General features: G+C 46.3%; 22 protein-coding genes. 4 read left to right on the top strand and 18 right to left on the bottom strand.

The features are described from left to right. Window positions 1-28 precede the first annotated feature (28 nt). From GPK81_RS00155 to GPK81_RS00100, 12 genes are all read right to left on the bottom strand, one after another. Window positions 29-625, bottom strand: coding sequence for a GIY-YIG nuclease family protein (locus GPK81_RS00155; RefSeq protein WP_118062762.1), 597 nt, complete (start codon window positions 623-625; stop codon window positions 29-31). 18 nt (window positions 626-643) lie between these two features. After that, window positions 644-838, bottom strand: a complete 195-nt coding sequence (locus tag GPK81_RS00150; protein WP_021977083.1) for a hypothetical protein — start codon at window positions 836-838, stop codon at window positions 644-646. 8 nt (window positions 839-846) lie between these two features. Next, window positions 847-1,071 (bottom strand): hypothetical protein, encoded by a 225-nt coding sequence (locus GPK81_RS00145; RefSeq protein WP_021977082.1) that lies wholly within the window; start codon window positions 1,069-1,071, stop codon window positions 847-849. Between the two features lie 182 nt (window positions 1,072-1,253). Then, window positions 1,254-3,092: a S8 family peptidase gene (locus GPK81_RS00140; RefSeq protein ID WP_174088450.1), complete on the bottom strand. Its 1,839-nt coding sequence runs from the start codon at window positions 3,090-3,092 to the stop codon at window positions 1,254-1,256. A 162-nt stretch (window positions 3,093-3,254) separates the two neighbouring features. Further along, the gene (locus GPK81_RS00135) at window positions 3,255-4,019 is read right to left on the bottom strand and encodes a prolipoprotein diacylglyceryl transferase (protein ID WP_021977080.1); all 765 of its coding nucleotides are present in this window, start codon (window positions 4,017-4,019) and stop codon (window positions 3,255-3,257) included. After that, window positions 4,016-4,843 carry an arginase family protein gene (locus GPK81_RS00130; RefSeq protein ID WP_215706333.1) on the bottom strand — a complete coding sequence of 276 codons (828 nt, stop codon included), beginning with the start codon at window positions 4,841-4,843 and terminating at the stop codon, window positions 4,016-4,018. Before GPK81_RS00130 ends, GPK81_RS00135 begins: the two co-directional genes overlap by 4 nt. 43 nt (window positions 4,844-4,886) lie before the next feature. After that, window positions 4,887-5,993: a DUF308 domain-containing protein gene (locus GPK81_RS00125; protein ID WP_215706332.1), complete on the bottom strand. Its 1,107-nt coding sequence runs from the start codon at window positions 5,991-5,993 to the stop codon at window positions 4,887-4,889. Between the two features lie 164 nt (window positions 5,994-6,157). Further along, window positions 6,158-6,349, bottom strand: coding sequence for a small, acid-soluble spore protein, alpha/beta type (locus GPK81_RS00120; RefSeq protein WP_015527205.1), 192 nt, complete (start codon window positions 6,347-6,349; stop codon window positions 6,158-6,160). 97 nt (window positions 6,350-6,446) lie between these two features. Further along, the gene (locus GPK81_RS00115; protein WP_021977077.1) at window positions 6,447-6,629 is read right to left on the bottom strand and encodes a PspC domain-containing protein; all 183 of its coding nucleotides are present in this window, start codon (window positions 6,627-6,629) and stop codon (window positions 6,447-6,449) included. A gap of 13 nt (window positions 6,630-6,642) precedes the next feature. After that, window positions 6,643-7,560, bottom strand: a complete 918-nt coding sequence (locus tag GPK81_RS00110; RefSeq protein WP_119247833.1) for a GIN domain-containing protein — start codon at window positions 7,558-7,560, stop codon at window positions 6,643-6,645. Next, window positions 7,557-8,324: a DUF1700 domain-containing protein gene (locus GPK81_RS00105; RefSeq protein ID WP_215706331.1), complete on the bottom strand. Its 768-nt coding sequence runs from the start codon at window positions 8,322-8,324 to the stop codon at window positions 7,557-7,559. Before GPK81_RS00105 ends, GPK81_RS00110 begins: the two co-directional genes overlap by 4 nt. Before the next feature lie 2 nt (window positions 8,325-8,326). Next, complete coding sequence (locus GPK81_RS00100; protein WP_015527209.1) at window positions 8,327-8,644, bottom strand: PadR family transcriptional regulator; 318 nt, start codon at window positions 8,642-8,644, stop codon at window positions 8,327-8,329. Between the two features lie 223 nt (window positions 8,645-8,867). Here GPK81_RS00100 and GPK81_RS00095 point away from each other — a divergent pair, with 223 nt between their 5' ends. Beyond that, on the top strand, window positions 8,868-10,328 hold the full coding sequence (locus tag GPK81_RS00095) for an RsmF rRNA methyltransferase first C-terminal domain-containing protein (protein ID WP_021977074.1): 1,461 nt from the start codon (window positions 8,868-8,870) through the stop codon (window positions 10,326-10,328). Window positions 10,329-10,448: 120 nt separating this feature from the next. Here GPK81_RS00095 and addA read toward each other — a convergent pair whose 3' ends face one another. Together addA and addB are read right to left on the bottom strand one after the other, a co-directional pair. Continuing rightward, on the bottom strand, window positions 10,449-14,171 hold the full coding sequence (addA, locus tag GPK81_RS00090) for a helicase-exonuclease AddAB subunit AddA (protein ID WP_215706330.1): 3,723 nt from the start codon (window positions 14,169-14,171) through the stop codon (window positions 10,449-10,451). After that, window positions 14,172-17,501: a helicase-exonuclease AddAB subunit AddB gene (gene addB / locus GPK81_RS00085; protein ID WP_215706329.1), complete on the bottom strand. Its 3,330-nt coding sequence runs from the start codon at window positions 17,499-17,501 to the stop codon at window positions 14,172-14,174. Between the two features lie 165 nt (window positions 17,502-17,666). Between addB and GPK81_RS00080 the strand changes: the two genes are divergently transcribed. Then, window positions 17,667-18,104, top strand: a complete 438-nt coding sequence (locus GPK81_RS00080; RefSeq protein WP_118071226.1) for an FMN-binding protein — start codon at window positions 17,667-17,669, stop codon at window positions 18,102-18,104. Window positions 18,105-18,179: 75 nt separating this feature from the next. Here GPK81_RS00080 and GPK81_RS00075 read toward each other — a convergent pair whose 3' ends face one another. From GPK81_RS00075 to GPK81_RS00060, 4 genes are all read right to left on the bottom strand, one after another. Continuing rightward, entirely contained in the window at window positions 18,180-20,129 is a 1,950-nt protein-coding gene (locus GPK81_RS00075) for an NAD(+) synthase (protein ID WP_118169182.1), read from the bottom strand. 19 nt (window positions 20,130-20,148) lie between these two features. Then, window positions 20,149-21,030, bottom strand: a complete 882-nt coding sequence (gene hslO, locus GPK81_RS00070; RefSeq protein ID WP_215706328.1) for an Hsp33 family molecular chaperone HslO — start codon at window positions 21,028-21,030, stop codon at window positions 20,149-20,151. A gap of 18 nt (window positions 21,031-21,048) precedes the next feature. Then, window positions 21,049-21,822: a class I SAM-dependent DNA methyltransferase gene (locus tag GPK81_RS00065; RefSeq protein ID WP_021977068.1), complete on the bottom strand. Its 774-nt coding sequence runs from the start codon at window positions 21,820-21,822 to the stop codon at window positions 21,049-21,051. Window positions 21,823-21,998: 176 nt separating this feature from the next. Further along, window positions 21,999-23,132: a hypothetical protein gene (locus tag GPK81_RS00060; RefSeq protein WP_021977067.1), complete on the bottom strand. Its 1,134-nt coding sequence runs from the start codon at window positions 23,130-23,132 to the stop codon at window positions 21,999-22,001. A gap of 401 nt (window positions 23,133-23,533) precedes the next feature. On the opposite strand from GPK81_RS00060, the gene GPK81_RS00055 reads away from it, so the two are divergent. After that, complete coding sequence (locus GPK81_RS00055; protein ID WP_021977066.1) at window positions 23,534-24,091, top strand: ECF transporter S component; 558 nt, start codon at window positions 23,534-23,536, stop codon at window positions 24,089-24,091. Window positions 24,092-24,119: 28 nt separating this feature from the next. Next, a complete protein-coding gene (locus GPK81_RS00050) occupies window positions 24,120-25,250 on the top strand; it encodes a pyridoxal-phosphate-dependent aminotransferase family protein (RefSeq protein ID WP_118062753.1) in 1,131 nt (376 codons plus the stop codon). Window positions 25,251-25,302 lie beyond the last annotated feature (52 nt).

Raw genomic sequence — 25,302 nt, 5'->3', positions numbered from 1 at the left:
CTTTTTATTACTTTTCCAAATGTAAGATCTACGCATCTTTCCACTGAGTTTCTTCTGCGATCTGGGAAATTGTTTTTCCTTTGTATGTAAATAAAGACGGGCCGGATGTAGAATATCCCTTTATCCTGTCTGAAATTGCTGATAATGATGTAATTTCATCCTTATACTGCACTTTACGCTCATCAACCACAACAGCCACAACCGATGGATCATCAGAAAACACCAGTTCCGCTCCAACTGGAATGTTGCACTTAAAAAAATTAACAGGTGGTCTCTTGGTCTTCTGTTTTTTAGCCGGTACTGTTTTTACTTTTTTTAGTTTATCTTTTGTTCCGCTTATTGTGGCTATGGACTCCAGCAGCTCATATGCATCTTCCGGGGAAAGAATAAAAAATTCCCGATTCTTTGATATTCTCAGATCCGGATTCAAATTATCGATCATCTTATGAAGTTTTTTATCTTCCAGTTTTCCGGAAGTTTCATATGTTGCATATATCTCATATTCGTATGGAAGAGCTGTCGTACTCAGCTGTTTACGCCTGCTTTCCACATCCGTTGCATATCCGATCTTGACCATATCTTTTAAGGCCGGGTTTGTCATGATATAAATATATCCTTTTGCCATAAATCTCCATTTCCCAACTCATCTGTAATCTTTCGATACATCCAGATAATCCCTTTTGCCGCTGATGTAATCTACATAGGCAACTTCCGGATCTTTTCCGTGGAATACGGTACATAATCCACACATGTCACAATCTGCGATGCATCGGAAAGTATTCTTAATGTATTGTCTTCGTTCCTCTTCTGTAGAATTCCCGATTTCCGGTGGTCTCATATCCTCACCTACTTTACAAGCCCTGTGTTGCTTCTGTATTCCTCATTGAGCTCACGCAATTCCTTTTCACCGTTAATATAAGGCTCATAAAAAGCATCCACAGATCCTCCGCCCAGATTATCACATCCATTACAGAAATCACAGGCACCCCCGCACTGGTTCAGCCCCTCCTGGACAATGCGGATCCTGTCCTCTTTCGTTGTGTCTTTGATCAGTATGCTTTTTGTTTTCATAGATGTATTCCTTCTTTTCCTTTTTGAATCATTCAGACAATGTCTGACCAATTTGAATTGTTTCTCTTAATCACATGTAAACTGAATATTCACATTACGCTTTGCATTCAATTGATTATAGTATATCACAGATTTCCAACATATTGAGATACTTTTACGCCACAAAGGAGAATTACAGTTTCTCACGTCAGCAACTCAAAAGTATGATAAAGATTCACCTTCCCATACCCCCACTCCGGGTTCGGGTACTGCATATTTTCTTCTCTTCTTGCGCCTCTCTGCAGATAATATTTCACGCCGCTTCCTGTAAAAAACGGCTGGTTATCCCGTATGATGGCCCATTCAAACAGAAGTGCCGCGATGCCGGCGGTCTGTGCGGCGGAAATGCTGGTTCCGGAGCGGGTTCCAAAGCCGCCTCGTACCAGGGGCACTTTTACATTGACTCCAGGGGCTGCCAGATGTGGGGTTATCATTCCATCTGGCGTATAGCCTCTGCCTGCGGCAATGTAGATACTTCCGTCACGGTGCTGGTAGGCGGTTGTCGTGATGCTGTTTCTGGCGTCCCCCGGAGCTGTCACGGTTGTATAGGGCGATGGTTCCAGAAAATAAGTATCCTGGGATATCAATCCTTCTACCGGAAGCCACATATGGAACTGTACGTTCTGTCTGTTCTTTCCCCGGGTAAAAATCTTCCAGATTCCGGAGGCGGGATGAAAAAATCGGATATATACCAGCGAATATCCGGTCTGGCGCTCGATCAGGATATAATTCACATACACCTTCGTTTCTACAAAAACAAAGGACAGTTCCTGAGTTCTTGAACCAATAGAACTGCTGACTTCCAGTATCTCCCCAGTAGGTGACTGGATGGAAAGCCCGTAGATCTCCGGCGGCTCTCCCCAGAATTCCATGGTAAACCCCTGCTCTCTTTCCGCTACACGGAGTTCTGTCACGATCTGCTCCCTTCCCTGAGAAAAAATTCCCGTACTGTGGTTTCTTGTATTTCCTTCGTTTCCGGCAGCTGCTGACACAGATACCTGGGAAAAATTCGCCACATAATCCACATACTGGCTTAATGCATTGGTCCCCAGATGAGCGCCCTGGCTGCTTCCGATCCCCAGGCAGATAGAAAGTGGCATCTCCAGTTTTTTTGCCCAGGAAATCGCATAAGCAATGGCCATCATCACATCATTTTCCTGAAAAACTTCTGCATCCGGAGGATAGAGATAAAAATTCCGGAGATATTGTTTTGCCGGTTTTACCTTGATGATGATCAATGTCGCTTCCGGTGCCGCTCCGGTGAAATTTTCTCCAGGTACCATATTTCCTGCCGCAATACCGGAAAGTGCCGTTCCATGGCCATTAGTGTCCCTGGATGGCACAATAGAAAACGGATCCTCGGAAGCCAGTGCCAGATCGATATCTTTTTTACGGAATAACTTGCCATATGGAACTTCTGTATCTGCCATATCAGCCCCATTTTCCAACAGATTACCTACATCTCCATTTTCAGATTCCAACTCCCGTCCAGACTCATTTTGCTCTTTGTCTTTGCCCATCCCCTCCTCATCTTCCAGCGACTGATCCCATAAATAAGCGATCCTGGAACCGCCTGCATTTCGAAACACTGCATTCTGATAATCAATTCCCGAATCGATTACTGCCACCGCCGTCCCTTTTCCCCGAAGTTTGAGATACGGATGATCATGCAGCCGGGTGATCCCAGATGCCCCTGTTGCTTCCATATCCATATAGGTATAACATTTCGGGATAGAATTATAAGATGTCCCTGTAACTTCAAGTTCTCCCATATTTTCCAGAGGAACATAGAGAACCCCGAAAATCTCATTGATCGCCTGAAAAGATGTCCCCGGAAAAAGTTCCATGGTATTCTGGACATTCTGCATATATTTCACGATAAAATCCCCGAAGCGCTGACTCTGTGCCGGGTTTTCCGGCTGCGCTCCGGGGATCTTATCCTCTGTTTCCATATTTGGTTCAAAATCTTCTTTTCTGAGCATGGCAGGCCTGCTTTCGCCTTTTTCATAGATTTATGCAGGGCGGGCCCGTCTTTATGCCACTACTGCCCGACACATTCTCCTGATACATATAACTGCCATATCACTACACCATTGCATATCGCTTTTCGCAACCCGCAGGAAAATTTCCTGATTCGGTTAAATTTACTCTTGCGGACTCCTTTTTTTCGCCACCAGTACCAGCAGCACAATCCCCGCAATCCCGGTAAAAATACTGATAAACTGGGAAGTTGACAAAATCCCTACACTTCCCCGGATAATATCTCCCCGGAAAAACTCGATCACAAAACGTCCGACGCTGTAAAAGATCAGATAGCAGGCAGTCACCTGGCCATCTGCTTTTTTGTTCCGCGCAATCAGCAACAGCAGAAGAAAATGCAGGAAATCCAGGCCGCTGGAATACAGCTGCGTCGGGATCAGCGCCACGTGATTGGGCGCATATTCCGAATTCTGAAATATCACAGAAAAAAAACTCTCCGTCTCTTTTCCATAACAGCACCCTGCCAGAAAACATCCGATCCGGCCAAATCCCTGGGCCAATGCCACGGACGGCAGGATCACATCCGCATATTTAAAAAATATAAGACCTTTGATCCTGCAGTACAAAAATCCTGTCAGTATCCCGCCGATAATTCCGCCGAACACCACAAAACCGGAACTTAAGGTTTCCATCATAAATCCCGGATCCTGAGCAATTGATTTCCACTCTGTGATCCAGAAAAGAAGCTTTGCACAGAGAAATCCACCGACCAGACACCACAGAATCATGGGAAAGATCTGTTCGCTGTCAAGTCCCTGTTTTCTGGCTCTGTATTCTGCTGTCAGACAACCTGCCACAATTCCAATGGCGATCATCAGGCCATAACCATATATCGTAAATGGTCCGATGGTAAGAAGTTCATTTTTCATCCGTTTCCTCCTGTTGTCCCGTTTTTGTTTTCCTCAATATCCTCACCCACATCTGTAGATGTAAAAAATTCCAGAAGCGCAGCATTGGCCATGTCATTCAAAGCACTGTTTCCAGGTTCTGTCACATCACATTCCCCGCAGATATCCACGCCCAGGATCCTCGAAATTCTCTCTGCACATTTCTCTTTGACAGCACCCAGACATTCCAGCATGGTACTTAACCGCATATCGCCCTGACTCCAGTTTGTATCTGCGTCCGCCTCACAGAGAACATCTTTGTCTATGGAAATATACAATGGATATTCTCCCACCTGATTCTTTACAAATGCAGACACTTCCGTTTCTTCCATTTCCAGAAGCCTCTCCCTGCTCAAAAACTCCACCTTTTCCTTAAACTCCGGTTCCACTCTGGAAAAAGCCTCCTCATCCGGGCCGATCAGGATCGCCTTTTTAAGCAGTGGCAGCTCCATAATGGAATCATAGATCCATCCTCCGCAGGAAAGCAGGCCGCCAAAAGCAGGCGGCTGCATATCTGTATGGTTATCAAACACCAGAAGCTCAAATGGCTCCGATATTTTTTCCAGCCAGATCCTTGTCATATAGTGATAGTTTCCGGAATCAATAAAATGGATCTCTCCGGAAGAATAAGGTGCAATACGGCTGCGTATGGCATTCATCGCATCCTCATCACAGTAGCAGTTGGTTCCGGGAATGTCCCTGGCCCCCACCCGGGATACTTCTTTTCCCCTCCAGAACTGCTGGTCCTCATATATTCCGGAAAAATCCATCATCAGTATCTTAATATTTTTATCTGTATTTTTCATGTGCACATCTTACCACGGAATGGCAGATGATGCAAGAGAATGGTCAGTCTTTCCACTCTTCCAGATCTTCATCCGAACCGTCCAGAAGATCTTTCAGACTGCCGGTTTCCACCTGGTCTTTACCCACATCCCAGAGTTTCATCTCCACATTCTCCGGTTCTTTTTCCCAGCGGGAATTCTCCTGTTTTGGTTTTTCTGCTGGTTCCGTGACTTCCTCTGTCACTTTTCTGTTTGTAGAACCTTCTGTATCCTGCGTTGGTTCCCCTGTGCTCTCTGTTGCATTTTCAGAACTAAAATCTGAAGCCGAACTGTCTTTCAATGCATTTTCCTGCTCATTCTGTTCTGTTATCGAATTACCGGTCCTCTCCTGAACTTTCTCTTTTTTTCGTAAGATCCCACGTCTGGATTTTTTCTCCGGTTCCGTTGTTGCCGTTTCGATAGCCATATTCTCTGTCGCAGTATTTGCTGAATATTTCGGCGCATTTCCGCTCTGCGGATCATTTCCATCCTGCGTCTTTGTATCACTCTGTGTATCCATATCTACCTTATCATCTACAGCCTCTGAACTGTCCGCACCAGCCTCTTCCTTCTCTGCCTCTGCCTTTTTGGCGATCTTTCGAAGTCCCAGCTTCATGATAATAAAGAATACGATATCCGCAGCTCCGTCACACACCAGCACCCAGCCGGAAAAGATCAGCAGAGTCATGATCTTCGGAAATCTTCCAAACAGCATCACAATTCCAAGTGCAATAAAAACAAGACTGCCGATCAGAAGCACGCTCCATGCACCGTGTCCGCCTTTTTTCAGAAGAAAAGCACCTTTAAATTTCCACAGACTGTCAACCAGTACAAATGCGCTGAGCATCCATGGAAGCAGTTTGATCACGATGGAAGGTGTCATAAAAAGGAACACGCCCAGCACGAAAACAACCACACCGCTTAAAAGATCCATGATCGTAGCGGTTGCTTTTCCACGTATGTAAATATAAATGTGATAAATGCCAACTCCGATGAGGATCAGTCCGAATACCACTTTACAGATCACATCCACCGTCTGTGTGGGGATCAGGATCAGGCAAAGTCCCAACAGTATGTAAAATACTGAAGAGATGATCTCACCCTTCAGAACGTTATTGATTTTTTCACCCATGTTCATTCCTCCTCTTTTATTCCAACAGTATAGCTCTTTTCCACTGGTCAGTCCACCCTGAACCGTCAAAAAAAATTCTTTTTTTCAGAAAAATTTTCTTATAATTCAATACAGCCTGAAGGATTTTTCCGGCGGCATTTCACCCCGTTCCTTCAGGCTGCATTTTACTTTTTATGTTTCTTCTTTTTTGTCATAAGACCGCCGATCCGTCCGGTTTCTTTTGCAGAGAGGCTTTTCCACCCGTCTTTGATCACTTTATCCAGGACTCCCATCTCATCGGCAATCTCGTATTTCAGTTTTTCTGCCTGGGAAAGTTTCCCCTCCAGGTATGCCTTTACTTCTTTCTCCCTGTTCATCTTCCACACTCCTCATCTTTTTTATGGAGTATGGACGTTTTCCGGAGAAATTATGCATTCTGAAAAATATGTCCGTTCTTTACGGATGCTGTCATTTTTAATCCGGGATAATGATGGCCGCAATGATATACGCCAGGATTCCGGCTCCGCCCATCAACGTGATGATCACCCATACCAGCCGTACAAGAGTCGGGTCAATATCAAAATACTCTGCGATCCCGCCGCAGACACCACACAACATACGGTTTACTGATGATTTGTAAAGTTTTTTGTTGCTCATAATGCTTCCTCCTTTAATCTTCTTCAAATTCCACCTGAACGTTTCCCATTCCACAATCCAGTTTTATATTTTTCGTGGCACCTTCATTTGTGATCTGTTTATTTCCGGAAGTGATGGATGTTTCCTGAGAATCATCCACCTCCAGATTTCCAAGGCCACATTTCAGCTCATAATTATAATCCTCTGCTTTTCCTGCAAGTGTAAGATCCATATTTCCCATGCCACAGCTGCCATTTAATTTCTCTGTCTGAATTTCACTGATGTCAGCAGTTCCCACGCCAACTGTAAAATTTGCCTCTTTTACATCCAGACTGCCGGAATTCTCAAGAGTTCCTGCCCCCACATTCACTTCCATCTGATCCGCTTTAAAATCGCCATCCAGTTCGATGGTTCCGGCTCCCATCTGAAGTTTTATCTTCTGAAGGCTTAAGTTTTCCGGGCAAAAAATTTCTACGGAACGGTTTCTTACCTTCTGGCTGCTGGCGATTGTCAGACTGCCGTTGTCATTGCTGATCTTAACACGATTGTGATTCTTCCCTGTAACTTTCACCTGAACTTTAGCCTCATTCCATGTTTTCAGAACCAATTCTTCGTATTTCAGATCACAGGAAAGATCTGATACACCGGAAGCTTCATATGCTTTCGTATAAGCAGAACCGTCTGCATTGTCTGTCAGAACACCTTTTTCATTTACTGCCTTCTCTGCATCTGCCACAAGATCCTCATCCTGCCCATCCATAGCTGCTTCGGAATTCTCTTCATCCCAGCCGTCTTTATGATCCAGGATATGAAGTATCTGGGTGATTCCGTTATCCAGAGCACCTATATCTCCCATAGTCGCTCCCATGGCAGCTCCGCCTGCAGTAAGTCCCAAACCCGCCGCACCGAATACTGCCGCAAGGATCAGGATTACTTTCAGAAAACGTTTCATACTTTTTCCGCCTTTCTTCCATTCAGGAGATTACTGCAGAATCCTGTAAATTTCCGCAGGATCGCCGGCAGTATCTTACCTGTGAACCACACCGTCAGTGCCAGTAACAAAAGTCCAAGTGCCATCATCAGAAATCCGATACCGATAGTCAGGATCCCGGCCGACGGAAGAGATACCACCATGGCAATTCCAACAGCAATACACGCAACTGCACCGATCACCAGAATGATCGATCCCGCTCCCGCAAAAAATGTCAGCAGGAAGGGCAGTAACGCCAGTGTCACCAGAATTCCCAGTGCTCCGCCAAACAGTCCTTTAATCAGTGGAGCCGCAAAAACAAGAACGATCAGCGCAAGGATGATCCCTGCCTTATTCTGCTTCTTCTCTGCATGATAGCCACGCTGGGCCCGACTTTTCCTGCGGTTTTCGGCACTTCCTGTATCATGAGGCTCTTCTTCCTGTCCATCTCCGCGTACTGTTATTTCTGTGTACTGATCCGGCATCTCCCCGTTCTCTTTCACACGGGTATCCTGATATCCGTTCTCTGTATATTCCCCGTAATCATCACTGTTCTCCTGAAGGTCTGCCTTGATGATCGCGGCAACCTTCCCCGGATTTCCAAGTTCCCGGATCACTTCTCCTTCATTCTCCGGACCTGCATCATCAAAATATCCTTCATAATATTCCAGTGCCTCCTGTCTCTCCGCCTCTGAAATATCGGAAAGCAGCCGTTCAAGCTGTTCCATAAACTGCTTTCTGTTCATAATTATACTCCCTCCTCAAACATCCTGGTAATCTTGGATGAATAGATCTCCCATTCACTTCTGTAAAGATTCAGCTGCGCTGCGCCCTTATCTGTCAGCTTGTAATATTTCCGGTTTCTGCCTGCATATTCCATATTGTAGGCTTCCAGGCATTCATCCTTCTGAAGCCTCCGAAGAACCGGATACAGCGTGGATTCTGAAACTTCCAGAACACTTCGCACATCCTGGGTGATCTTATACCCGTAGGTACCGTCCTTCTCTCTGGAAATAACAGCCAGGACAATCGCATCCAGGAGGGCTGCTCCTGTATTAAATACCATCTGCTCACCTCTCTATAATATGTCAGGCGGACATTCGCAATCCGCCTGACTACATGCTCATGGAATGCGACTGCTTTCTGCATTCACATGATAAGTCATGTAATATTGTTCTGTGAATAATACTATATATCGTATAATATAGTTTTGTCAATAGTATTTAGAAAAATCCTTTCATCCTTTATAATATTTTCAGCAGTTTGAGATTGATATTATGGAGGAAATTATGACAGATTCAGATAAAATACAGACATTACCGCTTCCTTTTCTGGAGCGTATGAAAGAAATGCTTGGAGATGATTATGACGCTTTCCTTGAAAGCTACGAAAATCCCCGCACCTACGGTCTCCGTGTAAACACCGCAAAGCTCTCCTGCCAGGACTTTCAGGAACTTTCCCCTTTCCCAATCCGGCCGATCCCGTGGATCAGCACCGGATACTTCTATGATGAGGAAAGCCGCCCCGCCCGATGTCCTTACTACCAGGCAGGACTTTATTATCTTCAGGAGCCAAGTGCCATGACACCGGCTTCCCGACTTGCCATCGAACCGGGAGACTTTGTCCTGGATCTCTGTGCGGCTCCCGGAGGAAAAGCAACGGCACTTGGAGCTGCCTTAAATGATACCGGATTCCTTCTTGCCAACGATATCAGTACTTCCAGGGCCAGAGCCCTTCTTCGGAACCTGGAACTTTTTGGCATGAAAAATATGCTCGTCACCGACGAAAAACCCGCCAAACTTGCCCAGCGTTTCCCGGCTTTCTTTAACAAGATACTTCTGGATGCCCCATGCTCCGGGGAAGGCATGTTCCGAAAAGAGGAGGCACTTGCCCGTGACTGGACACCGGAAAAATCCGCGGAACTTTCCGATATCCAGAAAGACCTGATCTTAAAAGCAGCCGATATGCTCCGTCCAGGCGGAATGATGCTTTACTCCACCTGCACCTTCTCCCCCTGCGAAGATGAAGAGGTTGTGGCTTATCTTCTCCGTGAGCGTCCGGATATGGAACTTATGGAAATGCAGGGATACGAAGGATTCTCTCAGGGCCGCCCGGAATATGCCGGTATAGCCGATGATTCCGATTCCGAAATCACATTAAGCTTAAATATATTTGATCCGGAAGAACTTCAAAAATGCGTTCGAATCTTTCCACACAAAATGGATGGCGAAGGTCATTTTCTCGCCCTGTTCCACAAAAAAGGCGATTCTCTTCCACCTGTTTTCCGTTTCTCCGCAAAAGGGCCGGACAAAAACACTCGGAAATGGCTGGAGGAATTTTTCTCGGAGATCGGCCTGAAAACCATTGGCGGCCAGGAATTTGACTGGAACCGTGTGGAAGTCCGCAAAGATAAAGTGTACTACCAGCTGCCTTTCCCGCTGGATCTCCGTGGGATCTCCTTCCTTCGAAACGGTCTCTATCTGGGTGATCTGAAGAAAAACCGATTTGAACCGTCTCAGCCACTGGCGCTGGCTCTTCATAAAGGAGATGTGGAAGCCGTTATCTCTCTGCCGGTTTCTGATGAGCGGCTTACCCGTTATCTGAAAGGCGAAACTCTTATGATCGAGCCGGAAGAGGCCGCTCACAAAAAAGGCTGGCATCTTCTCTGCGTGGACGGTTATCCTCTTGGCTTCGGAAAACTTGTAAACGGAATCCTGAAAAACAAATATCCTGCAGGCTGGAGAGTATAAGCGCTCCGCTGCAGGATATTTCCCCACATCAATATAATATCACATTTGCCAGTCAGAGACCGAACCTTTCTGCAAAGTAAGTATTCGGTCTCTGACTTTTATTTTTCACAACAATATTTCTTACAACAGAATTTCTTTTCCCAGCGTAAACGAATAAATATACCGTTCCTTCACTTTCCGGCCTGTCATCCGCTCCAGCGCCTGGGCATAATCTTCCAGCTGAACACGATAACGATCGATCAGTTTCTGTTCTTCTCCACGTCTCACAAAGTCCGTTTTATAGTCCACCAGAACGATCTCTTCGTCCTCAATAAAATATCCGTCAATGATTCCCTGCACCAGAACATCTTCCTCGCACTGCCACTCCGGTTCCAGCTCCGAAGCTTTTCTTGCGATCACAAAAGGCTGTTCCCGAAACAGAAGCTTCTTTTCTGAAGCCGTTTTCATCCTCTGTCCGAGAGACGATTCCACAAAATGGCAGATATCCAAAATCCGCACGGACGCAGCCTCTTTTTCTTCCATCTGCTTAAGCTCCACCCATTCTTTCAGCTGACTGCGGATTTCCTCCTGGCTTCCGGCATGTCCGTAATCCAGGCACTCCATCACCCGATGATAAGCCGTTCCGCGAAGTGCTCCTGTATAACCTTCCTCTTTTTTCTCCTCGATAAACCGAGGAACTATCGGCTGAATTTCTTCTTCCGTCTCATAATCCACCGTCTCTTCAAGATCCTGTTCACTGTGGTAACTTCTCTTTTTCAGTTCTGATACACTGACTTTCACAGGAAGATCTTCCAGATATTGATATGGATATATGAAAGAAAACCGTCTCTCGATTTCTTCCCGGATCTCACTGTCAAAAACTCTGCCCGGATTCCAGTTTTCCAGAGTTTCTTTCTTCATTTCCCGCTCTGCCTGTTCCACAATCTCATTTTCTGTAAGATCCTGTGCTGTGATCTTCGTCACCACAAATTCCGAAGGATCCCCATACAGTGGATTCATCCGGTTCATAAATATTCCATATTCATGGAAAAGTGACGACATACACCTGTGCCTTGCAAGAGATGGAAGTACATAATCCCAGTAAGTTTTTCCACGCATACGCAGTCCCAGAGAAAGCAGCTCTTCTTTACTGTCCCTTAATACGGACAGTGATGTCAATTTTTGTTCCAGATCTCCCACTGTTCCACAGAGAATCAGTTTTTCTTTTGCTCTGGTAAGTGCTACATACAGCACACGGAGTTCCTCCCCCAGACTTTCTTTAAGAAGTTCCCGGCGGATGATCTGTTTGCACAGGGATGATGCGATGATCCTCTTTTCCGGCAGTATGGCATCCGCACCGATGCCAAGATCCGGATGGATCAGGATACTTGCATTCATATCCTGGAAATTAAACCGTTTCCCCATTCCTGCCGCAAACACGACAGGAAACTCCAGACCCTTGCTCTTATGAATGGTCATGATCTGCACAGCACTTTCTCCTGCTCCGGAAAGATTCACCTCTCCGTAATCCACCTGATACTGCTGCAGTTTCTGGATATACCGTACAAAATTAAACAGACCACGATAACTTGTCTTCTCGTATTCCATGGCTTTTTCCACCAGCATGTTCAGGTTTGCACTTCTCTGTGCGCCATCTGGCATAGCCTTTGCATGGTTTCCATATCCGGTACGTTCCAACACTTCCAGGATCAGCTGGTGGACCGGCGTATATGCAGCCATATCCCGGAGTCCGTTCATTGTGTCCCAAAAACGGGACAGTTTCTCTCCCAGAGTTTTTTTCTTCTCCTCAAAAATCCGGTGTTCCCGATAATCCTCCACAAATGCCCGCACACATTCACAGATCATTCCCTCCGGATATGCGATCCGAAGCTCTGCCAGCTCCTCTGTGGTGCATCCCACAATGGGAGAACGAAGCACACCGGTCAGAGGAATATCCTGAAGAGGATTATCCAGCACCCGGAGATAATTCAGAAGTGTAACAACCTCTGTTGTGGAAAAATATCCGGTTCGGGACGCCGTATAGGACGGAATCCCTCTTGCAGCCAGCACTTCCCCAAAAGTCTCTGCCCATCCGGTGGCAGAGCGGAGCAGGATCACAATATCTCCATACCGTACAGGACGGTACTCCCCGGTTTCCTTGTCAAGCACAAGGTCATGTCCCACCATGGAACGGATTTTTCCTGCAATGGCCAGAGCCTCCAGCTCCCTTTCATTTTCCGGTGCGTCCACATCGGAATCCTCCAGGATCTCCCCGTCTTTTTCCACAAGAAGAACCTCAGTCTTTACGAATTCGCTATCCTGTCCCTCCGGAAAAGAGGCTCCCGGATACAGAGCAGCCGCCTCATCATAATCAATTCCACCCAGATCCGCTCCCATGATCTGTCGGAAAATAAAGTTGACACTTTCCAGAACTTCCTGTCTGCTTCGGAAATTTTTGTGAAGATCGATCCTCTGCTCCAGGCTGTCTGTCAGAGAATAGCTTTTGTACTTCTCCATAAACAGCTCCGGACGAGCCAGTCGGAACCGGTAAATACTTTGCTTCACATCTCCTACCATAAAGATATTTTTACGGTCATTCACCCAGCCGGAAACATTCTGCATCAGGATTTCCTGAACCAGGTTGCTGTCCTGATATTCATCCAGAAGAACCTCATCGTATTTCTCGGAAAGTTCCCTTGCTGCCTGGCTTGGCGTACAGATATCTCCTTCTTTTTTCAGAAGGATCTCCAGGGCAAAATGTTCCATGTCTGAGAAATCCAGGACATTTTTTTCCCTCTTCTTGTCACTGAAACGCTGTGCAAAATCTTTGGTGAGTTTTACCAGCATCTTTAATGGTCCTGCAGATGCCAGCGTCAGCTCCGTCAGTTCCTCAAGACTGCACTGAAAATACCGGCTTCCCAGATCTTTCAGGATATCCTTTGCATCTTCCCGGATATCTTTTACCAGACTTTTCAGCTGGCCGGATACCCCTTCCATCTTTTTTGTGGAAAGCCTTGCAAATGAAAGATTCTGCAGAGTCTGTACCATCTGATCATAGTCCTGTTTATCGGACAGTTCCTGCAACTGCCGGATCAGCACAAGATCTTTCTGCAGGGCATCCAGATACAGTTCCGGTCCCTCACTTTCTCCACAGATCTCCATGGCACTCCGGTTCAGTTCTTCTGCTTCCTTCAGCGCACTGTCCACAATTTCCCACAGAGACTGGTACCACTTTGTTTCCACAATTCCTTTTTCCGGGTCCAGGCAATAATTCTCCACACAGCCATCCAGCCACTCTTCGGGCCAGGGATTACTCATGGACGCATCATACAGATCCAGAACATGCTCTTTCAGGCTTTCATCGGATTTCCCTGCCGCATAGCATTCCACAAAAGTGGTAAAATCCTCATCGCCCTCTGCATAATAATCTTCAAAAAGCTCCTTGAGCACGTCTTCCTGCAAAAGCTTCAGTTCTCCTTCATCTGCTGTCCTGTAACCCGGGTCCAGTCCGATCAGATGAAAATAATTCCGGATCACATAGGAGCAGAATCCGTCAATGGTCGTGATCTGTGCAGTATGGATCAGTGTCATCTGTCTCTGTAGATGCTCATTATCCGGATCTTCGGCCAGTGCCTGATCCAGGGCACGTTCAATACGTTCTCTCATCTCTCCGGCTGCCGCCCTTGTAAATGTCATGATCAGAAGGCGGTCAATATCCACCGGTTTCACAGAATCCATGATCTTACTTAAGATCCTCTGTACCAGTACTGCGGTTTTACCGGAACCGGCTGCCGCACTGACCAGAATATTCCTGTCCCGGAGCGTGATGACTTTTTCCTGTTCTTCCGTCCATTTCACAGCCATTTATTCGTCCTCCTTCATGATTTTTTTCCACAGGTCACTTTCTGAGAACGATGGTAATCTGTGAAACTCATATCCCGGTATCTTTCTGTCAAATCCGCACACTGTAATATACGGACAATAGGTACAGGCGTTCTTTTTTCCAAGCTCATAAGGCGCCACTGCCGCGTTTCCGTCCAGAATAGACTCCCGGATGTCGCAGATCTTACGGCGCACATATTCCCCCAGTGCATTAAACTGCTGCCTGGATGCCACCGAAGACCGCCTGCTGAAACTTCCGTCCTTATTTCTGGACACCGGTATGGATGCAAGGGTTTCATCAATCTTTATGCTTACATCATCATCCGCCTGGACCAGACCGTTCATTTTCAGTTTTTTCATCACCTGGTCCTGAACCCGCTCTACATCCGCATGGATCTTCTCCTGGATCATGGGATCTTTCACATTATAATAAAAAATTCCTGCAGGAACGATCTCCCGTTCCGGATATTTTCTCTGTTCCACCTTCAGCGCACCATCCAGATAGATCATCAGCTGAAGCTGCAGTCCATGATACAGTGCAAGCATATCAAAGGAAGTATTTCCTGTCTTATAATCAATGACCTTTACATAGACCCGGTTCTTCTCCGACTCCTCCATAATATCCACACGGTCGATCCGGCCACCCTCAAACTTCACCTCAAAGCCTTCCGGTCGGAATTCTCCATGTTTCAGCTGTTCCTGCAGTGCCCACACCGTACGCCTTAAGATCCGTCTGGTACGCTCGATCATATATTCATTCCTTGCACTGCTTTTGAGAACTGTATTTCCGTAATCTGCGGAAACCTGATCCAGACAGTCATCTATGATACGGTTTCTCTCTTCCTCTGTAAGATCCGCCCAGTCCAGTCCCTCTTTTCGGACTTCCGCCGCAAATTTTTCCAGTGCCATGTGCATCACATTTCCCATATCCATAGCACGGAATTCATATTCCGCCCGTTCTGTCACTTTCAGGCCATACTGCAGAAAATGTGCAAATGCACAGGCCGCAAACCGCTCCAGCCGGGTAGCACTGTATGGAGAAACTTCCCCGTAAAGAATCCCTGCCACAGTTTTTCCGATCATATCCGATGGACGTTCCGAAAAAGATACTTCTGTCAGCCGTTTCACAAGTGTCCTATATTCCGGACTCTGAAGGTACCAGCTGTACAATTCCTGGAACACTGCATCATCCCGATACTCTTCTCCCGCAAGACCTTTCAGCAGATAATCCAGACTGATTCCCGGAAGTTCCAGAAGCTCCATGGAGTCCTGCACTTCTCCACACTGCCGGATTTCCATTTCCGGAAACATTTCCCGGATATTATTAATAAGAAAGGCCGGGCTTAAAGCTTTTCCCTGACTGTCTGACTGACAGAAAGAAAGACAGAGCAGTTCTCTTGGCTTGGTCATGTTCAGATAGAGATAAAATCTCTGCGTATTCATCAGTTCTTTCGGACCAGGTGCCAGCTGTATTCCCTGATCCTGAAAAAACTCCCTGTCAAGCTCTGTTAAAATCCCCCCACCGGAAGTATTCTTGGGGATATTTCCCTCATTGACTCCAACAAAAAACAGCGCCCGGATATCTTTTAGCCTGGTTCTCTCCATATCTCCCACAAGTACCTGATCCATGCTTGGCGGGATCAACGCCACCTTGGCCTGGTTAAGACCGGTCTCCAGAAGCTGCCGGAAATCCTGGCGGCTCACTGTCTCCTCACCCAGGATCTCCACCATGTTGTCCAGAAGTTCCATAACGATCCCGTATATCTGAGCATACTCCTTCTCCATGGCTTTGTCGCCCTGTTCTTTAAATTTCAGCTCCTGATGCTTCAGTTTCTGCTGTACCTGGCTCTTTACCGCAAACTCATAGAGAATGGTACAGTATTCCCGTACCGTCTTCTTTCCACCTTTAAAACTTAACGCCAGCTCCCTGGTCTCATCTGCAAACCGCTCCCGGATCTCATTAAGCCTCTGAATATTTTCCGGAGGCATCCCCCGATAGATGCGCACCCATACTTCATCCCATTTCTTAAATCCCCGGATTCCAAGTGCCAGCACATAATTCTCCAGAAGATCTGCTTCTTCCCTGGTCACACAGGACATTCCACATCGGAGATAACGAAATACACTTTCATAGGAAAAATCCTGTACTGCCATCTCAAGAGCTGCCCGGAAATATTCCACAAAAGGATTCATAAGAACCGTATGTTTCTCATCAATAAAATACGGGATCCCGGCTGCCGCAAATACCTGCTTTGCAAGATTTCCATACTCCTCCAGGTTACCGGTGATCACTGCGATCTCACCGTAGCGGCAGTCTTTTTCACGGATAAGTCTGGCGATCCGCCGGGCAGTTTCTTCCATCTCTTTCAGGGGACTTGTCGCGGAAAACATACAAATCTCATCCTGTTTCTTTTTATATACGTTTTTCCGGTAACGGAAGATATTTTTTTCCAGGAAATGTAGTGCAGGCGCCTGGGAAAACCGGGATTTTTTCACATCTTTCAAAAGGACCGGCTCCTCAATCTCCCTGGTCAGTTCCGAAAGTCTGTGGATCATCTGACGGCTCATGTAAAAAAGCTGATAGGGCTTCCCTCTGGTACTTAAATTCTCAGCCGCATCCATGGTCACCGTTACCATCACTTTTTCACAAACAGCAAGCAATTCTCCCACCACCCGCATCTGGATGGGAGTAAAACCGGTGTATCCATCCAGAAGAAGAACGCTGTTTTTCATCTTTCTGGAAAAAGGAAGAGCTTTTTCCAGAGCGTCCATCACTTCTTCTCCCGTCATATAATGATCCTTCAGATACCCGGTAAATGCCTGGTAAAGAACAGATACATCTTTCAGTTTCATCTGAAGTAATGCCCTGTCACTGGAATCCTCGATCATCTCCTGAATTTCACTGTCCCGGATATCGTACTGCATAAATTCTGACAAAATGGACTTCACTTCATCCAGATATCCCGCCTTACGCATCTGGCCTCCCAGGTAGGAAAGCTCCTTTCCATGCTGCTGGACCATCTTCTGGAGCACCATGCTCTTACCGGTTTCTTCCAGAAGCGTACGGCTGTCTCCGCCAACTTCCTCCAGCACGCGGTATGCCAGACGCTCAAAACTTAAAATATCAATATTCAGGATTCCTTTTCCCGGACTCATCTCCACCAGTGTCTTCTGGGTCTGCATGGTAAACTGTTCCGGCACGATCACAAAGAAAAGCTTCTCCGGATGCAGTCCGGCCTGTTCTATGATATTCTGATATGCATAACAGGACTTTCCACTTCCGGAACTTCCTATAATAAACTGTAGTGACATTCTTTTCCTCCTGATTTTCCTGCAGATTTTCGGTCGCTCTGGCGCATTTTACACCTGAAGTATCTCTATCATACCACAAATCCTGTTCCCATAGAACGGGCGCTCTGGCATAAATTCTCTTCTCTTTTAATAAACTATATAAAAAAGCTTCGGGAGGCGTGCGCCATGAGTTCCAAAACCAGGATCATCGTCCTACATATGAAAGAGATCATCTACACAGCCGTCTTTCTGGCTCTGGCTGTTGTTCTGGCTGTCATCCTTTTCTTCATGTTCGGTCCCGGAAAAGCTGCCAGCCATACAGCCGGCGAAAAATCCCGCTACAAACCGGGTGTATACACCTCTTCCATTACCCTGAATGATAATACCTTTGATGTGGAAGTCACCGTAAACGCTGACAAAATCAAAGCCATTCGTCTGGTAAACTTAAGCGAAACAACAAAAGCTTCCTACCCTCTCATGGAGCCGGTTCTGAATTCCCTGGCAAGCCAGATTTATTCTAGCCAGTCCCTGGAGGACATTCAGTATGCAGGAGACCGGAAATATACCTCCCAGGTACTCCTTTCGGCCATCACAGACGCAGTAAAAAAAGCGGAGAACACATAAGCTCTCCGCTTTTTTATCATGTCAGGTAAATCCGATCATAAATCGTACCTTTCCATTACACTCTGTGATCTATCTTCAGATTTCAATCTTCTCCAGCACATCCTGCCAGATCCTTGCACTTGCATCACTTGGCATTCTTAAATCTCCCCTTGGAGAAAGTGCCACACTACCTACCTTCGGTCCATCCGGCAGGCAGGAACGCTTGAACTGCTGGGCAAAAAATCTCCGGTAGAAGGTTTTCAGCCATTTCAGGATCGTCTCTTTATCATAAATTCCGTCAAAAGTCAGGCAGGCAAGCCGATAGATCTTATCCGGTGTAAATCCTGCACGCAGCATGTAATACAGATAGAAATCATGGAGTTCATAAGGTCCTACCAGATCTTCGGTCTTCTGGGCGATCTTGCCATCCTTCGGCGGCAGAAGCTCAGGGCTGACCGGCGTATCCAGAATATCCAGAAGAACTTCTTTCAACTCCTCATCCCCGCAGGTATCCGCATAATAACGTACCAGATGACGTACCAGTGTCTTCGGGACAGAAGCATTCACGCCATACATGGACATATGGTCACCATTGTAGGTTGCCCATCCAAGAGCCAGCTCGGAAAGATCTCCCGTTCCCACAAGAACTCCACCCTCCTTGTTTGCCGTATCCATCAGGATCTGGGTACGCTCACGTGCCTGACTGTTCTCATAAGTCACATCGTGGATGTCCGGATCATGTCCGATATCCCGGAAGTGTACATTTACCGCCTCTTTAATATTCACCTCAGTAAGTTTTGCACCAAGGCAGCGGCTTAACTTGCAGGCATTCTGATAGGTTCTGTCTGTGGTTCCAAAACACGGCATGGTCACACAGTGGATCTGATCTCTCGGCATTCCCATCCGGTCAAAAGCACGCGCCATTACAAGAAGCGCCAGTGTGGAATCCAGCCCGCCGGAAAGTCCTACCACCGCACTCCTGCTGTGGATATGTTCCATACGTTTCTTAAGTCCCATAGCCTGGATATTCAGGATCTCCTCACAGCGCTCATCACGTTCTTCCTTCACAGACGGAACGAACGGATACTGCGGATACTTTCTGGTAAGTCTGGTTTCTTCCTCTGCTACGGAAAAACCAACTCTTGTATGGCTACAGATGGAAACTGCCGGATATGTGGACATTCTTCTTCTCTCATCAGCCAGTCTCTGTACATCGATCTCACTGTAAATAATGCCGTTCTCAAAACGTCTGCTTTCCGCAAGCATGGAGCCATTTTCCGCGATCATATTCTGTCCGCCGAACACAAGATCCTGAGTGGACTCGCCCTCTCCTGCGCTTGCGTAAATATATCCGCAGATCAGCCGTGCGGACTGCCCGCTTACCAGAGTTCTCCGGTAGGAATCCTTCCCTACCATCTCATCGCTGGCAGAAAGATTGACGATAATATGGGCGCCGTTGATGGCATGACGGATACTTGGCGGTGCCGGAACCCAGAGATCCTCACAGAGCTCTGCCGCAACAGTGAATTCCGGGAATTCCTCACACTCAAAGATCAGGTCTGTTCCAAAAGGAATCTCATCCCAGAACTCATCTTCCTCATTTTTCACGCCCTTCAGGAAGTCCACAAATTCCACATCTTCTTCCTCTGCACCGGCGAACTGTCTCTGCTCATAAAACTCATTATAATTGGGAATATGAGTCTTCGGCACAAATCCCACGATACGGCCATGATTCAGGGCAGCTGCCACATTATAAAGTTTGCCTCTGTGACGCAGTGGAAGTCCCACAAAAATCAGGGCATCTGTCTCTTTTGTCTCATCTGCAATATGGAGAAGTTCATCCCACGCACTGTCCAGAAGGCATCTCTGAAGAAAAAGATCGTGACAGGTATATCCTGTGATACAGAATTCCGGAAATACCATCAGCTTGACATGCTCTTTTTCCATTTCATGAATGGCCTTCAGGATTTCCTCCCCGTTTGCCTTGCAGTCTGCAACGGTAACTCTCGGCGTTGCTGCTGCCACCTTGATAAAACCATGCTTCATTTTTTCTTCCTCCTGCGGCTTATCGCTTGCACTCTTTTATGATTCTCTTAAGATCTTCCACGCTGAATTTATAATTTTTATTGCAGAAATGGCAGTTCATCTCAATGTCCTTGCCTTCCTGGACCATCTCGTTGAGTTCTTTTCTTCCAATGCTGATCAGCGCTTTTTCCACACGTTCTCTGCAGCAGTTGCAGTGGAACTGTGTGGGCAGTGTATCATTGATCTCCACATCAAAACCTTCCAGTACTTTCTCAAGAAGGCTTTCCGGTGTATGGCCCTGCTCCAGAAGGCTGGTAACAGAATCGATCTTTGATACGTTTTCCTCAAGCTTTGCGATCACTTCTTCCTCTGCAAACGGCATCAGCTGCACAATAAAGCCGCCGGCCTGACGAACCGTATTATCCTTATTCATCAGCACACCCAGTCCTACTGCAGACGGAACCTGCTCACTGGTGGCAAAATAATACGTAAGGTCTTCCGCGATCTCACTGGTCTGAAGTGCAACCTGACCCACATATGGCTCTTTCAAGCCCATATCCTTGATCACATCCATAAACCCTACACCGACAGCTCCCGCAACATCCAGTTTGCCTTTGCTGTTTGCCGGAATACATACATCCGGATTTCCTACATAACCTTTTACATTTCCGTGAGAATCCGCAGTTACCGTAATCCCCTGCAGCGGTCCGCCTGCGTGGATACGAAGTGTAAGAAGATCTTTTTCCCCTTTCATCATCGCTCCCATCATGGCACCACCGGTAAGGAGACGTCCCAGTGCCGCTGTTGCCACCGGGCTGGTATTATGATTCTGTCTCGCTGTCTCCACCATATCTGTTGTCACAGCCGCAAACGCACGGATCTGGCTGTTTGCCGCTGTTGCTCTTACAATATAATCACTCATATAAAAAAATTTCCTCCTTTATTTCTCTTCTGCCGAAATTCCTTTGCCATGTTCTCTTGCCACAAAGGTCAGTCTTCCGCTGTCCGGTTTCGGTGCATCCTTGGTGTATGCATCATAAACTGCCAGAGGGATAAGGCCTGCCTTTTCAAGCAATTCCCGGATTTTCTCCGGCTCATAGGCCTTCTGGTAATGGATTTCTTCATCTCTCTCATAAAGTCCGTCTTCTCTTGGAAGGAACAGAGTCAGATCATAAACGTTAATTCCTGTCTCTTCGTCAAATTCATTTTCCCAGATAAAACTGCCCTCTTCCCGATTCTCCGCAATAGTCGTATTTCCAAGTATTTCCCGGTATTTATACGGCGTATTCATATCAAATATAAAAATTCCATCCGGATCAAGATAATTATTCACCAGTTTAAATACAGTAAGAAGATCTTCTTCCTCTGTAATATAATTCATACAGTCACAGACGCTGACGATAGCCCGCACTGTTCCGTAAAGTTCAAACTCCCGCATATCCTGCTCCAGATAAAGGATCTCATGACCGGACTCTGCCCGTTTTTCCATGGCCTCGCCCAGCATTTCCTCGGAATTATCTACGCCGATCATATCATAACCGGACTCTGCCAGAAGTTCCGTCATCACTCCGGTCCCGCAGCCAAGTTCCAGCACGATCCCATCTTCAATTCCGTATTCTTTAAGACTTCCTATAAGATATTCCGCCCATTTTTCATATTCCACATTGTCCATGAAAATGTCATAAACTCTGGCGAAATCACTGTATGCTTCCATAAAAACCTCCAAATATTTTCCGGGCGTTCCATCGCCCGCAGCGTTCACATTATACCATGTCTTCCTGTATAAGTATACGCCTCTGACATAATATGACACAAAAAATCCGGGACCGCAGCCACAAAAGCTGTGATCCCGGATTTCTTATCTAACCGAATCTCCTGCTGCTCCAGGCTTTACTGTACAGGCATATAGTATACGTCTGCAGCCTCACCGTGCCAGTAGAAGCTTGTTCCATCCTCTTCATATACATCACAGTCATACTGAGAAGAGAAGGTGAAACGGTTTCCTTCGTTATCCATCCATGCACCGTTTCCGTCCGGAACGATAACACGTGGTTTACCATCGGAGTTTCTGTAAATAGTTCTTGTCTCATCTGTGTTGCCAAGCTGCTCATCTGTAAATCCGCCATTTACAATAGCACCGGAGGAGCTGCTGTCAGTGGATGCAGTTCCATCGGAAGAACCGTCAGATGTACTGCTTCCGTCTGTAGATGTTCCGTCAGATGCTGCACTTCCGTCTGTAGATGTGCTTCCGTCGGCAGCTGCAGTTCCATCTGCTGCTGTTCCGTTAGAAGAAGCTGCTGCATTACCATCTGCAGATGCACTTCCGTCAGAGGAAGCTGCTGCATTACCTTTACCGGCAGTCTTGGCTGCGGAACCATTTGCCGCACTCTTCAGAGTGGAATCACCAAGGATTGCAAAGCTGTCGACAGACTCCTGAACCTTTTTCAGAGCATCCTCTTTTTTAACAGATGCCACAAGGCTGTAATACTCGCTGTCATTTACAAAATATTTATTGATGGCATATACATAACCATCACTCTTGGTTGTATCCTTGTATTTTACAGTGTAGGAATAGATATTGATTCCATCTTTCTGGTCTGACTTATAATCCTGGATCTCAAAATCGGTTCCATTGACCATGTTCTCTGCCTGTGTCATGGAAACGGCCATATCCTGTGAATTCGGAATTACCGCAGACTCCAGATCTGCACCAGAACCGTGAAGGATCAGAATTTTACCCTGATCCGGAGACTCAAAGCTTAACATATCTGTCTCATCGGATTTATTAGCCCAGGTTGCATCCGGAAGCTTAATCGCTACGGATTTATCCTTGGATGTGTAGGTTGTGTTCTGTGCATCTGCCGCAACAGTCGGTGTAGCTGTCGCTTTCTTCGCAGGTGTAGGAGTAGGAGTAGACTCCACAACCACGCTGTCCTCTTTTCCACCTCCGAAACTACATGCAGTCATGACACCAGAGAGAGCAACAGTCATAGCTAAAAGTGCGATAAATTTTTTATTCTTCATAGTATCCTCCTCATAATCATCATCAGTCACAAAGTGTGTCCGGAATATTCGCTCCTGAACACACTCTTTGCTACATTTTACGATTTTATTACAACTTTGTCAATTGATTTCTCCCTGTACTTTATGAATATCCTGTAAACAAATATCCTGTTCCGTACAAACTTCTTCCTATATTATAATCTCCCCAGATGTGCCTATCTTATTCCATTCCACATCAGATTCTGTATTTCCGGTTTTACGTCTCCGATACAGAATTTCTGTTTTCTTTTAATCTGTCCCCCTTTTTTTTTCGATAATTGTGTCTTTATTCGTATACACTCATGTTGTAAAGTATATCCAACCAAAAACATATGAAAAGAGGACATCTATATAAAGATGTTTTCGGGAAAGGATTCATAACTATGGAAAAAGCAGTTCAGACATCTCAGGGAACCGATCAGGAACTTTCATCTGTTCAGTTTCTCACCATCACAGCCGTATTTGTTGCACTGACTTATATCTTCACAGCATTTATTAATGTCAAGCTTCCAATTGCAGCCAACGGCGGACTGATCCACCTTGGAAATGTACCGCTCTTCATCGGTGCCATTTTATTTGGAAAGAAAACCGGAGCCATCGCAGGCGGAATCGGAATGGGCTTGTTCGACCTTCTCTCCGGTTGGACCCTTTGGGCGCCATTTACCCTTATCATCGTAGGCATCATGGGATTCACCGTAGGTAAGATCACAGAAGACCACAAACATCAGAACATGAAATGGTATGTGATCGCCATCGCAGCAGCCTGCGTGATCAAGGTTGTCGGTTACTACATCGCAGAAGTTATCATCTACGGAAACCCTCTGGCACCTGTATCTTCTATTCCTGGAAACCTGGTACAGATTGGAGTTGCAGCAGTTATCGTTCTCGTAGTGATCACACCATTAAACCTTGCAGCAAGAAAAACCGGATTAAAAAAATAAATAACCAAAGAAAACAAGAGGTGAGTTTATGTATAAGATCATGACACCGGGACCTACACAGGTCGCAGAAAATGTCCGTCTGGCAAGAAGCCTGGAATGCACCAACCCGGATCTGGACGAAGATTTTGTCGAATTTTATAAAGAAACCTGTGAGAAGATCAGCGCTCTTCTCCACACCTCCAATGAAACCCTCATCTTAAGTGGTGAGGGTATTCTTGGTCTGGAGGCTGCCATCGCTTCCATGACTGAGCCTGGAGATAAGGTTCTCGTTCTCGACAATGGTATCTATGGAAAAGGCTTTGCCGATTTTGTTTCCATGTACGGAGGCAAACCGGAACTTTATACCCGAGATTACCGGAATACCCTCGATGTGAAGGAACTGGAAGATTTTCTTGCAGATAACCATGACTACAAATATGCAACCGTAGTTCACGGCGATACTCCAAGTGGTATGCTCAACGATGTCGCTGCCATCTGTCCCCTTCTTAAAAAATATGGAATCCTTACCGTTGTAGATTCTGTCTCTGCTTCTTTCGGCGAACCACTGAACATTGATGCATGTCAGATTGATATCATGTGCGGCGGATCACAGAAAGTGGTATCCGCACCTCCGGGACTTACCTTTGTTGTAGTCAGCAGCGATGCAAAGAAGGCAATGACTGAAAGAAAGACACCCATTGCTTCTTTCTACGCAAATCTCACAACCTTTGCACATTATTATGAAGAAAAATGGTTTCCATATACCATGCCGATCAGCGATATCTATGGCCTGCGGGCTGCTATTGACAACATTGCCGATGATCCCGGGATCCTTACACGCCATGCCAAAATCGCCGCAGCCTCCCGAAAGGCCATTACAGGAGCCGGACTTAAGCTGTATCTCCACAGCGGCTATTCCAACACTGTAACTGTTTTTGAAGTTCCGGAATGCACCACAGCCGCTGCGATCCTGGACGGAGTCAAAAAAGACTACAACATCATGCTTGCAGGTTCTTTCGATGTTCTCGCAGGCAAGGTCATCCGCATCGGCCACATGGGAAACAATGCAACTTTCTACAATGTACGCGACGTTTTCCACGCTCTGGACGGAATCTTACGGAAACTTGGTGTCCCGCTTACCGGATCTATGGAAGAAATCTTCTGTGAAAACATGAAATAGAACAACTCTATTATATCTTTTAATTCTTTATCAAAAAATCATCCAAAAACGC

It is taken from the genome of Blautia sp. MCC283 (assembly GCF_018785565.1).
Classification (GTDB): Bacteria; Bacillota; Clostridia; order Lachnospirales; family Lachnospiraceae; genus Blautia_A.
This window is presented reverse-complemented; position numbering and strand designations above follow the sequence as displayed.

Bases quoted from the DNA above. Each gene is read 5' to 3' on its own strand.
- GPK81_RS00155 (WP_118062762.1), bottom strand. From the start codon at position 625: ATGGCAAAAGGATATATTTATATCATGACAAACCCGGCCTTAAAAGAT.
- GPK81_RS00150 (WP_021977083.1), bottom strand. From the start codon at position 838: ATGAGACCACCGGAAATCGGGAATTCTACAGAAGAGGAACGAAGACAA.
- GPK81_RS00145 (WP_021977082.1), bottom strand. From the start codon at position 1,071: ATGAAAACAAAAAGCATACTGATCAAAGACACAACGAAAGAGGACAGG.
- GPK81_RS00140 (WP_174088450.1), bottom strand. From the start codon at position 3,092: ATGCTCAGAAAAGAAGATTTTGAACCAAATATGGAAACAGAGGATAAG.
- GPK81_RS00135 (WP_021977080.1), bottom strand. From the start codon at position 4,019: ATGAAAAATGAACTTCTTACCATCGGACCATTTACGATATATGGTTAT.
- GPK81_RS00130 (WP_215706333.1), bottom strand. From the start codon at position 4,843: ATGAAAAATACAGATAAAAATATTAAGATACTGATGATGGATTTTTCC.
- GPK81_RS00125 (WP_215706332.1), bottom strand. From the start codon at position 5,993: ATGGGTGAAAAAATCAATAACGTTCTGAAGGGTGAGATCATCTCTTCA.
- GPK81_RS00120 (WP_015527205.1), bottom strand. From the start codon at position 6,349: ATGAACAGGGAGAAAGAAGTAAAGGCATACCTGGAGGGGAAACTTTCC.
- GPK81_RS00115 (WP_021977077.1), bottom strand. From the start codon at position 6,629: ATGAGCAACAAAAAACTTTACAAATCATCAGTAAACCGTATGTTGTGT.
- GPK81_RS00110 (WP_119247833.1), bottom strand. From the start codon at position 7,560: ATGAAACGTTTTCTGAAAGTAATCCTGATCCTTGCGGCAGTATTCGGT.
- GPK81_RS00105 (WP_215706331.1), bottom strand. From the start codon at position 8,324: ATGAACAGAAAGCAGTTTATGGAACAGCTTGAACGGCTGCTTTCCGAT.
- GPK81_RS00100 (WP_015527209.1), bottom strand. From the start codon at position 8,644: ATGGTATTTAATACAGGAGCAGCCCTCCTGGATGCGATTGTCCTGGCT.
- GPK81_RS00095 (WP_021977074.1), top strand. From the start codon at position 8,868: ATGACAGATTCAGATAAAATACAGACATTACCGCTTCCTTTTCTGGAG.
- addA (WP_215706330.1), bottom strand. From the start codon at position 14,171: ATGGCTGTGAAATGGACGGAAGAACAGGAAAAAGTCATCACGCTCCGG.
- addB (WP_215706329.1), bottom strand. From the start codon at position 17,501: ATGTCACTACAGTTTATTATAGGAAGTTCCGGAAGTGGAAAGTCCTGT.
- GPK81_RS00080 (WP_118071226.1), top strand. From the start codon at position 17,667: ATGAGTTCCAAAACCAGGATCATCGTCCTACATATGAAAGAGATCATC.
- GPK81_RS00075 (WP_118169182.1), bottom strand. From the start codon at position 20,129: ATGAAGCATGGTTTTATCAAGGTGGCAGCAGCAACGCCGAGAGTTACC.
- hslO (WP_215706328.1), bottom strand. From the start codon at position 21,030: ATGAGTGATTATATTGTAAGAGCAACAGCGGCAAACAGCCAGATCCGT.
- GPK81_RS00065 (WP_021977068.1), bottom strand. From the start codon at position 21,822: ATGGAAGCATACAGTGATTTCGCCAGAGTTTATGACATTTTCATGGAC.
- GPK81_RS00060 (WP_021977067.1), bottom strand. From the start codon at position 23,132: ATGAAGAATAAAAAATTTATCGCACTTTTAGCTATGACTGTTGCTCTC.
- GPK81_RS00055 (WP_021977066.1), top strand. From the start codon at position 23,534: ATGGAAAAAGCAGTTCAGACATCTCAGGGAACCGATCAGGAACTTTCA.
- GPK81_RS00050 (WP_118062753.1), top strand. From the start codon at position 24,120: ATGTATAAGATCATGACACCGGGACCTACACAGGTCGCAGAAAATGTC.